This is a genomic window from Mesorhizobium sp. M7A.F.Ca.AU.001.01.1.1, from assembly GCF_004022735.1.
Classification (GTDB): Bacteria; Pseudomonadota; Alphaproteobacteria; order Rhizobiales; family Rhizobiaceae; genus Mesorhizobium; species Mesorhizobium ciceri.
Window position 1 is genome coordinate 1 of sequence record NZ_RZPF01000083.1, and the last position, 13,029, is coordinate 13,029.

At 62.9% G+C, this 13,029-nt stretch carries 12 protein-coding genes; 8 read left to right on the plus strand and 4 right to left on the minus strand.

The window, feature by feature from the left end; all coding sequences use genetic code 11:
- From EN884_RS07675 to EN884_RS07685, 3 genes are all read right to left on the minus strand, one after another.
- The coding region (locus EN884_RS07675) for an ABC transporter permease (protein ID WP_164894946.1) at positions 1-724 on the minus strand (724 nt) is incomplete at its 3' end.
- A complete protein-coding gene (locus tag EN884_RS07680; RefSeq protein ID WP_063167636.1) occupies positions 721-1,605 on the minus strand; it encodes an ABC transporter permease in 885 nt (294 codons plus the stop codon). The genes EN884_RS07680 and EN884_RS07675, both read right to left, overlap by 4 nt.
- Before the next feature lie 104 nt (positions 1,606-1,709).
- Positions 1,710-2,990, minus strand: coding sequence for an FAD-dependent oxidoreductase (locus EN884_RS07685; protein ID WP_063167635.1), 1,281 nt, complete (start codon positions 2,988-2,990; stop codon positions 1,710-1,712).
- 237 nt (positions 2,991-3,227) lie between these two features.
- On the opposite strand from EN884_RS07685, the gene EN884_RS07690 reads away from it, so the two are divergent.
- The 6 genes from EN884_RS07690 to EN884_RS07715 all read left to right on the plus strand — a co-directional run bounded on the left by EN884_RS07690 (position 3,228) and on the right by EN884_RS07715 (position 9,318).
- Complete coding sequence (locus EN884_RS07690; protein WP_063167634.1) at positions 3,228-4,385, plus strand: fumarylacetoacetate hydrolase family protein; 1,158 nt, start codon at positions 3,228-3,230, stop codon at positions 4,383-4,385.
- Between the two features lie 76 nt (positions 4,386-4,461).
- Positions 4,462-5,007, plus strand: coding sequence for a hypothetical protein (locus EN884_RS07695; RefSeq protein ID WP_064995104.1), 546 nt, complete (start codon positions 4,462-4,464; stop codon positions 5,005-5,007).
- A gap of 321 nt (positions 5,008-5,328) precedes the next feature.
- Complete coding sequence (locus EN884_RS07700; RefSeq protein ID WP_063167633.1) at positions 5,329-6,264, plus strand: substrate-binding domain-containing protein; 936 nt, start codon at positions 5,329-5,331, stop codon at positions 6,262-6,264.
- Positions 6,265-6,378: 114 nt separating this feature from the next.
- The gene (locus EN884_RS07705) at positions 6,379-7,365 is read left to right on the plus strand and encodes an ABC transporter permease (protein ID WP_013532869.1); all 987 of its coding nucleotides are present in this window, start codon (positions 6,379-6,381) and stop codon (positions 7,363-7,365) included.
- Positions 7,366-7,368: 3 nt separating this feature from the next.
- Positions 7,369-8,160 (plus strand): ATP-binding cassette domain-containing protein, encoded by a 792-nt coding sequence (locus EN884_RS07710; RefSeq protein WP_063167632.1) that lies wholly within the window; start codon positions 7,369-7,371, stop codon positions 8,158-8,160.
- A 135-nt stretch (positions 8,161-8,295) separates the two neighbouring features.
- Positions 8,296-9,318: a LacI family DNA-binding transcriptional regulator gene (locus EN884_RS07715; RefSeq protein WP_063170185.1), complete on the plus strand. Its 1,023-nt coding sequence runs from the start codon at positions 8,296-8,298 to the stop codon at positions 9,316-9,318.
- Positions 9,319-9,648: 330 nt separating this feature from the next.
- On the opposite strand, the gene EN884_RS07730 is transcribed toward EN884_RS07715, so the two are convergent.
- Positions 9,649-10,239 carry a TetR/AcrR family transcriptional regulator gene (locus EN884_RS07730; protein ID WP_013532873.1) on the minus strand — a complete coding sequence of 197 codons (591 nt, stop codon included), beginning with the start codon at positions 10,237-10,239 and terminating at the stop codon, positions 9,649-9,651.
- Positions 10,240-10,480: 241 nt separating this feature from the next.
- Between EN884_RS07730 and EN884_RS07735 the strand changes: the two genes are divergently transcribed.
- Both EN884_RS07735 and EN884_RS07740 read left to right on the plus strand, forming a co-directional pair.
- A complete protein-coding gene (locus tag EN884_RS07735; RefSeq protein WP_024502614.1) occupies positions 10,481-10,735 on the plus strand; it encodes a hypothetical protein in 255 nt (84 codons plus the stop codon).
- Positions 10,729-13,029 (plus strand): efflux RND transporter permease subunit (locus tag EN884_RS07740; protein WP_164894947.1); only part of this gene is annotated, 2,301 nt, incomplete at its 3' end. The genes EN884_RS07735 and EN884_RS07740, both read left to right, overlap by 7 nt.

Sequence of the window (13,029 nt, forward strand, 5' to 3'; positions counted from 1 at the left end):
TGCCCAGTGCCATCACCGTCGGCAGCGACCGGGGAAAACGCAGCTGGCTCCAGATGTAGAGCGGCAGCGTCGGCTCGGTGCCGGCCAGGAAGAACACGACGATGAATTCATCGAAGGAGATCAGGAAGGCCAGCATGAATGCCGAGACGATGGCCGGCAGGCTGAGCGGCAGCATGACCCGCCGGAAGGTCGTCCAGTCGGAGGCGCCGAGATCGAGTGCCGCCTCGCGAATGGTTTTCGGGATGGCGGCGAAGCGGCTGCGCATGATCACCACGGTCGTCGGCAGCGCCACCAATATATGGCCGAGAACGATGGCGACGCGCGATGGCCCCAGACCAACGAGGTTGATGAGGATCAGCAGCGATATGCCGACGATGACGCCCGGGATCAGGATCGGCAGCCTTGCGATGGCGCTGATGGTGGCGGCCAGCGGCGAGCGGCCGTAGAGGTCCATGTAGGATACGGTTATGCCGCACAGCGTCGCACCCGTGGCGGCGAAGGCGCCGATGGCGAGGCTGTTCAAGAGTGCACCGGTCAGCGCCGAATTGCCGAACAGCGTCGCGTACCATTGCAAGGTAAAACCTTGCAGCGGAAACGCTGCCTGGATCGAGTTGTTGAAGGAAAACAGCGGGATCAGCAGCACCGGCAGATAGAGAAAGACCAGATAGGCGGCGATATACATGCCGAGCCAGCGGCCACCTCCGTGCGTGCGTGCAGTGCTCATGTGCGGCTGCCAAATCTGCGGTCGGCGAAGCGCGCGACCAGCACCACGCACAGGATGACCAGCATGACGGCGACGGAGAGTGCTGCGCCAAACGGCCAGTCATTGGCCTTGCCGAATTGCGCCTGGATCAGCGTGCCGATCATGGTGCTGGCCGGGCCGCCGACGAGCGCCGGCGTGACATAGTCGCCGACCGTCGGCACGAAGACGACGAGGGCTGCCGCCAGCACGCCCGGCATCGAATTGGGCAGCACGATCCGGCGGAAAGAGGTGAATGGCCGCGCGCCGAGATCGGAAGCGGCCTCGATCAGCGATTTCGGGATGGTGTCCAGCGCCACGTAGATCGGCAGGATGGCGAAAGGCGCATAGGCGTGCGCCAGCGTGACGACGACGGCGGCCGGCGTGTTGAGAAAGGCCAATGTCGGCTCGGACCAGATGCCGCTTTCGATCAGCGCCGAGTTCAAAACGCCATTGTAGGCGAGCACGATCTTCCAGGCGAAGACGCGCAGGAGATAGCTGGTCCAGAACGGCAGCGTCACCAGGAACAGCAGCAGGCCGCGCCGCCGGCCGGTATGGAAGGCAAGGTAGTAGGCGACGGGATAGGCAGTGACGACCGTCGCCAGCGTGACCAGAGCGGCAATGATCAGCGAGCGCAGCGTCACCGTCCAGTACAGCGGATCGGACACCACGGTGACGAAGTTCGCGACGGTGAAACCGGCGCCGAGCAGCGAACCGTCATTGCCGCGGAAGGCGAGGAAAAGCACGAGGCCAAGCGCAAACAGGATCAGCAGGAAGGTGACCAGCGCGCCCGGCAGCAGCATGGCGACCCGGAAGCCCTGGGAAGACCGGGCCTCTGGCGCTGATGTTGCAACTAGGGTCGACATCGACCTGCCTATTGGAAATTTGAAATTGGCCTAGAGTTTTTCATATCCATGAAACTGTCAAGCAGAATCCCCTAACGGAACTCCAAGGAGATAAAGCGCCCTGGTCAGCGCTCCAACGCATCGAGCAGGCGATACCAGGCGATGGTCGCGGCGACGCCGACCTGGCGGAAGGCGTGAAACGGGATCGGCCGGATCGGCGAGACCGGGAAAGGCAATTGCCTGGCGTCGCCACTTTGGAGGTAGCCGGCGATGCGCTCGCCAAGCGCAGTCATCAGGCCGACACCACGACCCTGGCAGCCGACCACGGCGAGCAGGCCTTTCTCCGGCTCGTGGATGTGCGGCAGGTGGTCCGGCGTCATCGCAACCCGGCCGAACCAGCGCTTCTCGATGGGAACGCCGGACAGCGAGGGATAGAGCCGTACCAGCGCACGCTCGAGATGCGCCCAGTCGCCGGCGCTCGTCGGCAGCGCCATGCGGCCCCGTCCGCCAAGCACCAGCCGGCCGTCGGCGCTCTTGCGGTAGTAGACGAGGATGCGCCTGGAGTCCGACACCGCCTGCCCTTCCGGCAGGATCGTGGCCGCCAGATTGGACGGCAGCGGCGCTGTGGCGATCTGAAAGGAATGCAGCGGCACGATCGTCTGGGCGAGACCGGGGATCAGACCGTCCGTATAGGCGTTTGTCGCCAGCACGACCGCCTTTGCCTGCAATTCCAGGCCATTTTCGATCAAAATACGCCAAACACCGGCGGCATTGGCGAGCCGCACGACCCTTTGGCGCTCTGCTATCCTCACGCCAGTCGCGGTCCCGACCCGGGCAAGTTCAGACGTGTAGGCGAGCGGATCGATCACACCGGCGCGGCGGTCGAGCCAGCCGCCGAGATAACCCTGTGCGCCAGTCCTGGCTGCGGTCTCCGCTGCGTTCAGCAACCGGACGTCGGCACCGCGCGCGTGCCATTGCCGGTCGCGGTTCGTCGCCGCCTTCAGCGCGGCCTCGGTGTGCGCCGCCTGGATCCAGCCATTTCGAACGAACGGCACCGCCAGATTCTCGTCGCGGATCAGCTCGAACACCGCGTTGGCGGTCGACGCCGCGAAATTGACAAGCGCCTCGCCGCGCTCCGGGCCAAAATGCTCCAGCAACCATTCCGGATCGTATTTCAGGCCGGGAATGACCTGGCCGCCATTCAAGCCTGATGCGCCCTGGCCGATCTCGCCGGCGTCCAGCACCTGCACCGACAGGCCAAGCCGGGCGGCATGCAAGGCAGTCGACAAGCCCATGATGCCACCGCCAATGATGGCGAGATCGACCCGTTCGCCATTGGGAAGCGATTGAAACGTGGAAGCTGCCTGCGGCCTGCGCCAGATGGGATCGGAGAATGCTGTCGCCAAGGGTCACCTGAATGCGCTGCGATTGGTGAAAATCCTAGTCAGAATTTCACAATTTTGAAAGAGCACCATGGCTTTCGCCTGTGGACTGCCGCCGAGACGACCGGAGACCCAGAGTTCCGATCGCCTGCGACGGGATAGACCTTTGACGGGAATCCGGTGAAAGTGCCACGCCGATCCGGCTAGCCCACATTGTCGATCACTTCACCACATTGCCGATCACTAAGAGGACAGAGCGCCATGACGAACCCGACCCACCTGCCCAGCGAGGGCCTTTTTGTCGGACGCGCCAGAAGCAGCGGTGCTGCATACCCGCTGGTCGTCACGGTTCGCGATGGCACGGTCTTCGACATCACCTCGCGTACGGCACCGACCATGCGCGACCTTTGCGAGATGGCCGACCCGGCTGGGCATGTCCGCTCGGCCGAAGGCAGACCGATCGGTTCGCTCGATGACATCGCCGCCAACAGTTTTGAAACCGGGCGCGATCCAGCAAAACCCTACCTGCTCTCCCCGGTCGACCTGCAGGCGGTCAAGGCATCGGGCGTCACCTTCGTCGTCAGCCTGCTGGAACGGGTGATCGAGGAACAGGCGCGTGGTTCGGCTGAAAAAGCCGATGCCATCCGCGCCGACATTGCCGGACTGATCGGCCACGACCTGTCGAAGCTGAAGCCCGGTTCGCCCGAAGCGATGGAGATCAAGGCCAAGCTGATTTCGCGCGGCGCCTGGTCGCAATATCTGGAAGTGGGCATCGGCCCCGATGCCGAGATCTTCACCAAGTGCCAGCCGATGGCCTCGGTGGGCTTCGGCGCCGATGTCGGGCTGCACCCGGTGTCGACCTGGAACAATCCGGAACCCGAGATCGCCATGATCGCCGCCTCCAGCGGCAGGATCGTCGGCGCCACTATCGGCAACGACGTCAATCTGCGCGACGTCGAAGGGCGTTCGGCGCTGCTGCTCGGCAAGGCCAAGGATAACAATGCCTCGGCCTCACTTGGCCCCTTCATCCGCCTGTTCGACGAGAAATTCTCCATCGATGACGTCAAGCGTGCCGTCGTGCGCCTGAAAGTCGAGGGCGAGGACGGGTTCTCGCTGGAGGGCGCAAGCTCGATGGCCGAGATCAGCCGCTCGCCGGAGGAACTGGTCGCCGCGGCCATGGGGCCGCACCACCAGTATCCGGACGGGCTGGCGCTCTATCTCGGCACCATGTTCGTTCCGTCCAAGGATCGCGGCGAGAAGGGCAAGGGTTTTACCCACAAGGTCGGCGACATCGTCACCATCTCGTCGGAAAAATTCGGCGCGCTGGTCAACCGCGTGCAGCTGTCGCCAGACTGCCCGCACTGGACCTACGGCGCCAGCCATCTGATGCGGGAGCTGGCGAAGGCCGATCTTATTTAGCCAAGCCTTGGCCCAGGGCCACCATCAACGCAATGTTGGCGCCTTATTACTCGTGACCTCGTCGGACTGGAATCCAATGACGATACTTGATGTTCGCCGGCACACCATGAGGCGCAAGCCTGGCGCGCACCTTTCTCGAGAAGGAATCGAACTAGCGCGGTTTGTAGCCCAAGGGGCTGACTCTTATGAACTTGTTGTCACAAGCGAAATTCCACGGGCAATCGAAACCGCAATTGCGATGGGTTTCGAAGTAAATGAGTTGATTGCCGAACTTGGAATTCTTCCCAAAAATATACTCGAAACGATCTCGTGGCCGAGCCCGTTGGCGGAGGTAGAACGTGTACTCCGATCGGACGTAGACTGCATTGCATTTGCTAACACCCAAGTGCGACTGTGGACGAGCATAGCTGCCCGAGTTCCCAACGAAGCGACGGGCTTATTGGTGACGCACGGTGGGATCATCGATCTCGGCGTTGTCGCGTTCCTGATGGCCAGCAAACGTCCTATCGAGGGAGAAGCCATCGGATACTGCGAGGGGCTCCGACTAGAGTTCACCAGCGGAAGACTCACCAATGCCGAAATGCTGCGAGTGCCCGAGCATCTGCATTTGTCGGATACCTAACGGAACAAATCGCCTTGCTCGCCTGGCGGCCGATCGGCTGTGGAGCAACCTGCGCGCCGACCATGACGAGGACTATCTGCTCGGCTAGCCTCGACACCAATTATCCGACAGTCGGAAAATCACCTCAACTGATGCAATCTGATGGGACGGCTGATGACGCCCCGTCAGGCGCCCACTACACCTGCAGATGGAGGCCTGGCAGATGGAGGCTTGCCATCCGTCGAAAAAGGGGATGCTCTGACGCATCCGATCGGCGCTGGCAAAAGACGCAAAACAAGGGACGGATTTTGAACTGACGATCTACAAACGGGAGGAAATCAAATGCTGACACGGCTAAGACGCGTTCTATACGGCCTGTTGGTGGCGCTGATGGTGGTACCAGCAGCGGCACAGGCCAAGACGTTCTACTGGATTTCGCATGGCGGTCCGGCCGATCCGGTCTGGACCTACTTCCTGGCCGGCGCCAAGCAGTGGGCCAAGGACACCGGCAACACGGTCAACACCTCGTTCCACAACGGCGATGTCGCCTCGCAGCAGGAAGCGGTTCGCGCCGCCCTCTCCGCCAAGGCCGATGGCATCGTCACCACGAGCCCCGATCCGGGCAGCCTGATCGAGATCGTCAAGGAAGCGCGTGCGGCGAAAGTGCCGATCATCAATTTCAACACGCCTGATCCGAAAGCCGATTTCAACGCCTATGTCGGCGGCGACAATGTCACCTTCGGCAAGCATTGGGCACAGTATCTGGTCGACAAGGGCCTGGTGAAGAAGGGCGACTTCGTCTGGATGCCGGTCGAAATCCCCGGCGCCACCTATGGCGTGCAGGAAGAGGAAGGCATCAAGAGCGTCTTCGAGCCGCTCGGCATCACGTATGAAATCACGGAAGCGACGCTTGATCAGGCTGAAGTGATCAACCGCATGGTCGACTACCTCACGGCGAACAAGGCCAAGGTCAAGGCGATCATCGGCCTAGGCGACCTCGTCACCGGCTCGATCAAGCGGGTGTTCGACCAGGTCGGCATCAAGCCGGGCGAAATCCCGGTCGTCGGCTGGGGCAATTCGCTCGACACCACCCAGGAAGTGCTGAACGGCTATGTCAATGCCGGCCAGTGGCAGGACCCGCAGGCGACCAGCTATGTCGCGCTTTCGCTGGCCAATATGGCCGCCGGCGGCATTCCTCCGGGCTTCAACGTCATCACCGGCGCGCTCTATGAAAAAGACACCGCGCAGATCTACGACGACATCCTGTCCGGCAAGTAACATCCAATCTCAACAGTCGCGGCCGCCCAACGGTCGCGACTGGCTCTCCATTTCGCCGAGCCCTTCGCACGCGATGTGCAACGCTCAGCCTTCCACTCATGTCGCGGATTGCCTGTGGAAAATCATTCGCTCGTCCCACGCCTGATCGCACGGCCGGAATTCGGCCCTTTCGTGCTGCTCGTCGTCGAGATCGCCGTTTTCTGGAGTTTCAACCACGACTTCCTGTCGCCGCAGAACATCTCCAACACGCTGGCTTTCACGGTCGAGCTCGGCCTGATCGCGCTGGCGATGACGCTGTTGATGACGTCCGGCGAGTTCGACCTCTCGGTCGGCTCCCTGTTCGGCTTCTCGCCGGTCTTGATGTGGACCCTGTTCAACAGCGGCCTGACCTCGCTCGAAGCCGGCTTTGTCGCCGCGCTGCTGGTCGCCGCCTTCATCGGGCTGGTCAATGGCTGGTTCGTGACGCAGCTCAAGATCCCATCCTTCCTGGTGACGCTCGGCATGCTGCTGGTGGTGCGCGGCACCGCCCTTTTCGTCACCGACGGTTTTCCCCAGCGCACCTGGAGTGCGGAGGGCAGTTGGCTGGCGGAAGCGCTGGTCGGCGACTTCTTCATCGGCCCGTTCCGCATCTACATGTCACTGTTCTGGTTCATCGCCGCGGCGATCGCGCTCGGCTACGTACTGACGCAAAGCCGCACCGGCAACTGGATCCAGGCGGCCGGCGGCAACCCGAGCGCGGCGCGGGCGCGCGGCGTCAATGTCAGCGGGGTCAAGATCGGCCTGTTCGTGCTGTCGTCGGTCATGGCCTCGCTTGCCGGCGTCATCTCTTCGTTGCGCACGTCCGCCGCCAACCCCAACAGCGGTACCGGCTATGAGTTGGAAGTCATCGCCATGGTGGTGATCGGCGGTACCGCACTTACCGGCGGGCGCGGCACGATCATCGGCACCGTGCTCGGCATCCTGATCCTGCGTGTGATGCGCAACGGCATCGTGCTGATCGGCGTGCCTGGTCTTGCCTATAACATCTTCATCGGTGCCATCATCCTCGGCATGATGGCACTGCATTCATGGCTGGAACGCCGGCATCAGGCGGGGACTTGAACCATGGCCGAGCCACTGATCCGCATGACGAACATCCGCAAGTCCTACGGCCGCGTGCAGGCGCTGGAGGATGCCAATTTCCATGTCAATGAACGGGAGATCGTCGGCTTGCTTGGCGACAATGGCGCCGGCAAGTCGACGCTGATCAAGGTGCTTTCGGGTGCCGTTCCGCTGACCAGCGGCGATATCTTCATCCGTGGCAAGAAGGTGAGCCTGCGCAGCACCAGCGACGCCATCGCCCATGGCATCGAGACGATCTACCAGGACTCCGCACTGGTCACGCAACTGTCGATCGCCCGCAATCTGTTCCTCGGGCGCGAGCCGATCAAGCCGCCGCGCTTCCTCAACCGGATGGACCAGGAGGCGATGAACACGGTTGCCCGCGATTTGCTCAAGCAGGTCGGCATCACGAAGAACATCCCGCCGACGACGCCGATCGGTTCGCTTTCCGGCGGCGAGCGTCAGGCGGTGGCGATCGCGCGCGCCATGCATTTCGACAGCGACCTGATCATCCTCGACGAGCCGACCAACAATCTCGGCGTCGCCGAAACACAGGGCGTGCTGAGTTTCGTGCGCAGCGCCCGCGATTCCGGTCACTCCTGCATTTTCATCGCCCACAACATCCACCATGTCTTCCAGGTGGTCGACCGCATCGTCGTCATGCGCCGGGGCAAGGTGGTCGCCGACGACATCGACCCGAAGACGACCAGCGTGGCGGAGGTAGAGCGGATCATCACCGGCATGTCGGACAAGGAAATCCGCGATGCCATCACCGATGGCAAGCCGTCGCACTGACTGTCGGGTGATGGCGGCAATCACCGCTGCCTCAGATCGCATCGCTTGTCTGGCGCGGCATCGCAGGGCGCATAGGTAGCGGCATGAAAGCCACCGTCTCGGATATTGCCCGCAATGCGGGCTGTGGGTAGCGGCATGAAAGCCACCGTCTCGGATATCGCCCGCAATTGCGGGCTGTCGACCGCAACGGTCGACAGGGTGCTGAACAACCGGCCGGGTGCGAGTGCGGCCAACCGCCAGCGCGTCATGGAGGCGGCCAAGCAACTCGGCTACCTGCCGGTCGCCGATCAGGTGACGCTGCCCTCGCGGCCCGCCCACCTCGAATTCCTGCTGCCGATCGGCAGCAATGCCTTCATGCGCGATCTCGCCGGGCATATCGAGGACTACGCCGCGCGTCTGCCGCTTGTCGCCTCGTGCCGGATCCACAATCTCGCCGGTATCTCGCCGAACGCGCTGCAGAGCGCTGTCGAAAACCTGTCGCTCAGGGCCAATGGCGTTGGCGTGATCGCTGTCGATCATCCGCGTACGCGCAACATCCTGCGCGACATCGTCGAAGCCGGCATGCGTGTGGTGACGCTGGTGTCCGATGTTCCGACGGCACCGCGCGCGGCCTATGTCGGCATCGACAACCGGGTGGCGGGACGAACGGCGGCGCTGCTGATGGGACGCTTCCTTGGCGGCCGCACCGGCCATCTGGCGATGGTCGTCGGCTCACGTTCCTATCGCGGCCACGAGGAACGCGAGATGGGTTTCCGCTCGGTGCTCAATGAGGAGTTTCCCAATCTGACCGTCAGCAGCGCCGTCGAGATCAACGACGAGCCCGATGCCAGCTACACCGAGACCATGAAGGCACTGCACGACGAGCCAGAGTTGCTCGGCATCTATTGCGTCGGAGCTGGACATTCGGGCGTTGCAAAGGCGATCCGCGAGGCCAGGCCGAACCGCAAGCCGGTGTTCATCTGCCACGACCTGACCAAGGACACGCGCGGTCATCTCGTCGACGATCTCGCCGATGTCGTCATCGACCAGAATGCGCGGCTGATCGCCGAGCAGTCGGTCATTCGCCTGCTCGGCTCGATTGCCTCCTCCGCACCCTATCTGACGCGCAAGTTCATCGAACCGCGCTTGATCTTCAGGGAAAACGTGCCGGTGCAGTGAAGCAGGCGGCCTGCAAAAATGCCTGTTGCCGGATTTGTATGATAATTGGCACGGCAAATCTGCACAGCAGCTATGCAAGTTTCTTTGTTGCCGAATCGTTGGGCAACTCGTAGGTTCTGGTTGTCGGCCATCTACTCCTCCCAGATGCGATGCCGACGCTGAATGGGGTGCACCTCCTCCCGCGCCACATTCGAAAATCGAGCCCGCTGCCACCTCCTCCCGGCAGCGGGCTTTTTTCGTTTGGCCGCCGGAGTTTCCATACCGCCTGGGTCAACGGCGTACGCGGCCCTCCGTCATAGAGCCGTAACCCGCCAACAATCGTGGCGAATCTCAACCGGCGGCAGCGCCCCGGAACGAAACGATCAGCCCTTCGGCCATGCGCACGAACTGGGTGCTCGGACCTTCGGTACCCACGGTCTGCACGCTGACACGCGCGCCCTCGAACAACAGCGACAGCGTATCGGCGAGCAGTTCGGCCTGACCAATGCCGGCATCCCGACATAGCGTCACAAGGCGCGCGCGCTGGGCTTCCTTGAGCTCCTTGATCACCAGCCTGGCCGGATGGTCCGGCTCGGTCAGCTCAGCGGCGGCGTTGGCCATGTCGCAGCCGCGGCCGTCCGCATTGAGCATGGCAGCCGCCTTGCGAACCCAGGCATGCAGTTGGGCAAGCTTGTCACCAGGGAATTCGGCCTCGAATGCTTCCCACATAGCGCCGGCCTTGGCCGCATTGGCGCGCAGGCATTCGACGATCAGTTCGTCCTTGGATTCGAAGTGACGATAGAGCGTCATCTTGTTCGTGCCGGCAGCTTCGGTGATGGCGTCGACGCCGACGCCCTTGATGCCATGCTTGTGGAACATGTCGCGTGCCGTCTCCAGGATCCGATCCCGGGGACGAGAGCGCTCCACGATGCCGTCTGCCATCATGATCTCCTTTCGTTTCCAAAAAACCCTCGGCCACCTCTTGACTAGGGTGTTACCGGTCTGTAACTTCCAGAATGTTACTTACTGGTAACACCTATATCGTCCACCGTCAATAACAAGGCCGTGAACGGCCCTGCCAGACGAGAGGGGCGAGAAACTGCCAATCATGCGGCCTCGGCCGGTGAAGAGATGAAAACGGTTCGCGAGCACGGGCTGCGAATCGACAGACAAGGAGCCGGCCATGCCACAGCGCCGCGATCTTACCATAGATGAAGCCGTCCGGGATCCGATGATCCGGCTGGTCATGAAAGCCGATGGCGTCGACCCGCGCGCCTTCGAGACGATGTTGCGCTCGCTCGCCGATACGCAGCGTGGCGAGGTGCCGTTGCTGCGTTCGCGGGACGGCCTCGGTGACAAGCGCGGCCAAAGGCTGTCCAGGGTTGCCAGCGCCTTCGGGCGGGCAACAGCAGCCGGAGAGGCGTGCGTGTCGTGGTAAACTTTTTCATTCACCGTCCGATCTTCGCCTCGGCGATCGCCATCATCATGGTGCTCGCCGGGTCGATTTGTTATTTCCTGCTGCCCGTCTCGCAGTTTCCCGACATCACGCCGCCGCAGGTCGTGGTCAGCGCCCATTATCCGGGCGCCAGCGCACAAGTGGTGGCCGACACGGTGACGACGCCGCTGGAGCAGCAGATCAACGGCGTGCAGGGCATGACCTACATGTCGTCGACGAGTTCCAATGACGGCTCCTCGACCATCACCATCACCTTCGATGTCGGCTATTCGCTGAGCACCGCCGCCGTCGACGTGCAGAACCGCGTCTCGCAGGCCGCCTCGTCGCTGCCGGCGATCGTCAACCAGGGCGGCGTGACGATCAAGAAGCAGAATCCGAACTTCGTCCTGATCGTCAACCTGACTTCGCCCGACAGTTCGGTCGATCCGGTGGCGCTGAGCAACCTTGCCTATCTGCAGGTGGTCGACCCGCTGAAGCGGCTGCCCGGCGTCGGCGACGTGCAGATCTTCGGCGAGCGGCGCTATTCGATGCGCGTCTGGCTCGATCCCGACAAGCTCGCCAATCTCGGCATCACCGCCGTCGATGTGCAAAACGCCATCGCCGAACAGAACGTCCAGGTGGCGGCCGGCAAGATCGGCCAGTCGCCGGCACCCGCCGGCACCGCCTTCGAGATGCAGGTCAACGCCGTCGGCCGCTTGAGCGATCCCAAGGAATTCGGCGACATCGTCGTGCGCGCCAACACCGATACCGGCTCGCTGGTCAGGCTGCGCGACGTCGCCCGCATCGAACTCGGCGCGCTGCAATATTCGTCGTCTGCCTTCTTCGGTAAAGACCCGACCGTGGTGCTTGCCGTTTACCAGATGCCCGGCTCCAACGCGCTCGATCTGCAGCAGCGCGTCAAGGACAAGATGCAGGAGCTGTCGGGCCGTTTCCCGAAGGGCGTGTCCTATGCGATGCACTACGACACCACCCGTTTCGTCTCGGCGTCGATGCATGACGTGCTGATCACGCTCGGCGAAGCGCTGGTGCTGGTCGTCGCCGTGGTGTTCCTCTTCCTGCAAAGCTGGCGCACGACGATCATCCCGACCATCGCCATTCCGGTGTCGCTGGTGGCGACGCTGGTCGTCATGGAGATGCTCGGCTTCTCGCTCAACATGCTCTCCCTGCTCGGCATGGTGCTGGCGATCGGCCTCGTCGTCGACGACGCCATCGTCGTGGTCGAGAATGTCGAACGACAGCTGGAGGCCGGGCTCAAACCGCTTGCGGCGACCAAGGCCGCAATGACCGAGGTCACCGGCCCGATCATCGCCACCACCGCGGTGCTGATGGCGGTGTTCGTGCCGGTCGCCTTCATTCCCGGCGTCTCCGGCAAGCTCTACAACCAGTTCGCACTGACGGTGGCGATCTCCGTCGGCATCTCCGCCTTCAACTCGCTGACGCTGAGCCCCGCGCTCAGTGCCGCCTTCCTGCGGCATCGCGGCGAAACGCAGTTCGCCCCGTTCCGCTGGTTCAACACCGGCTTCGACAGGCTGTCGCACGCCTATGCCAATGGTGTGCGCATCCTCATCCGTTTGCGCTGGATCATGCTCGGCCTGTTCGCGGCGGGGCTGGTCGCCACCTACTTCGTCTGGCAGCGCCTGCCCTCGACCTTCCTTCCGGTCGAGGACCAGGGCTATTTCTTCGTCGTCATCCAGTTGCCCGACGGCGCATCGCTGGAACGCACCGACGCGGTGGCGCAGAAGGCACGCGACATCCTGCAGGCGACGCCCGGCGTCGACATCGTCGGCTCGATCAGCGGCCTGAACTTCCTGACCAGTGCCGCGCAATCGAATTCGGCGGTCGAATTCGCCATCCTGAAGCCATGGGAGGAGCGGGGCCCCGACCAGAGCGCATCGAAGCTCGTCGCCGATGTGCGCGGCAAGCTGATGCAGATCCCGGAAGCCTTCGCGCTGAGCTTCGATCCGCCGTCGATCCCCGGTATCGGCACGACGGGCGGCTTCGAATTCGTCGTCGAGGATCTGACCGGCCGCGGCAGTTCAGCCCTCAACGATGCGACGCAAGCCGTGATCGCCGAGGCGCGCAAGCAGCCGGAAATCAACCCGCAGCAGCTGTTCTCGCCGTTCTCGACCTCGACGCCACAGTTCAACTACGACCTCGACCGCAGCAAGGCCAAACTGCTCGGCCTCAACCTGCCCGATGTCTTCAACACGCTGCAGATCTATCTCGGCTCGCTCTACGTCAACGACTTCAACCTGTTTGGCCGCACCTTCCGGGTG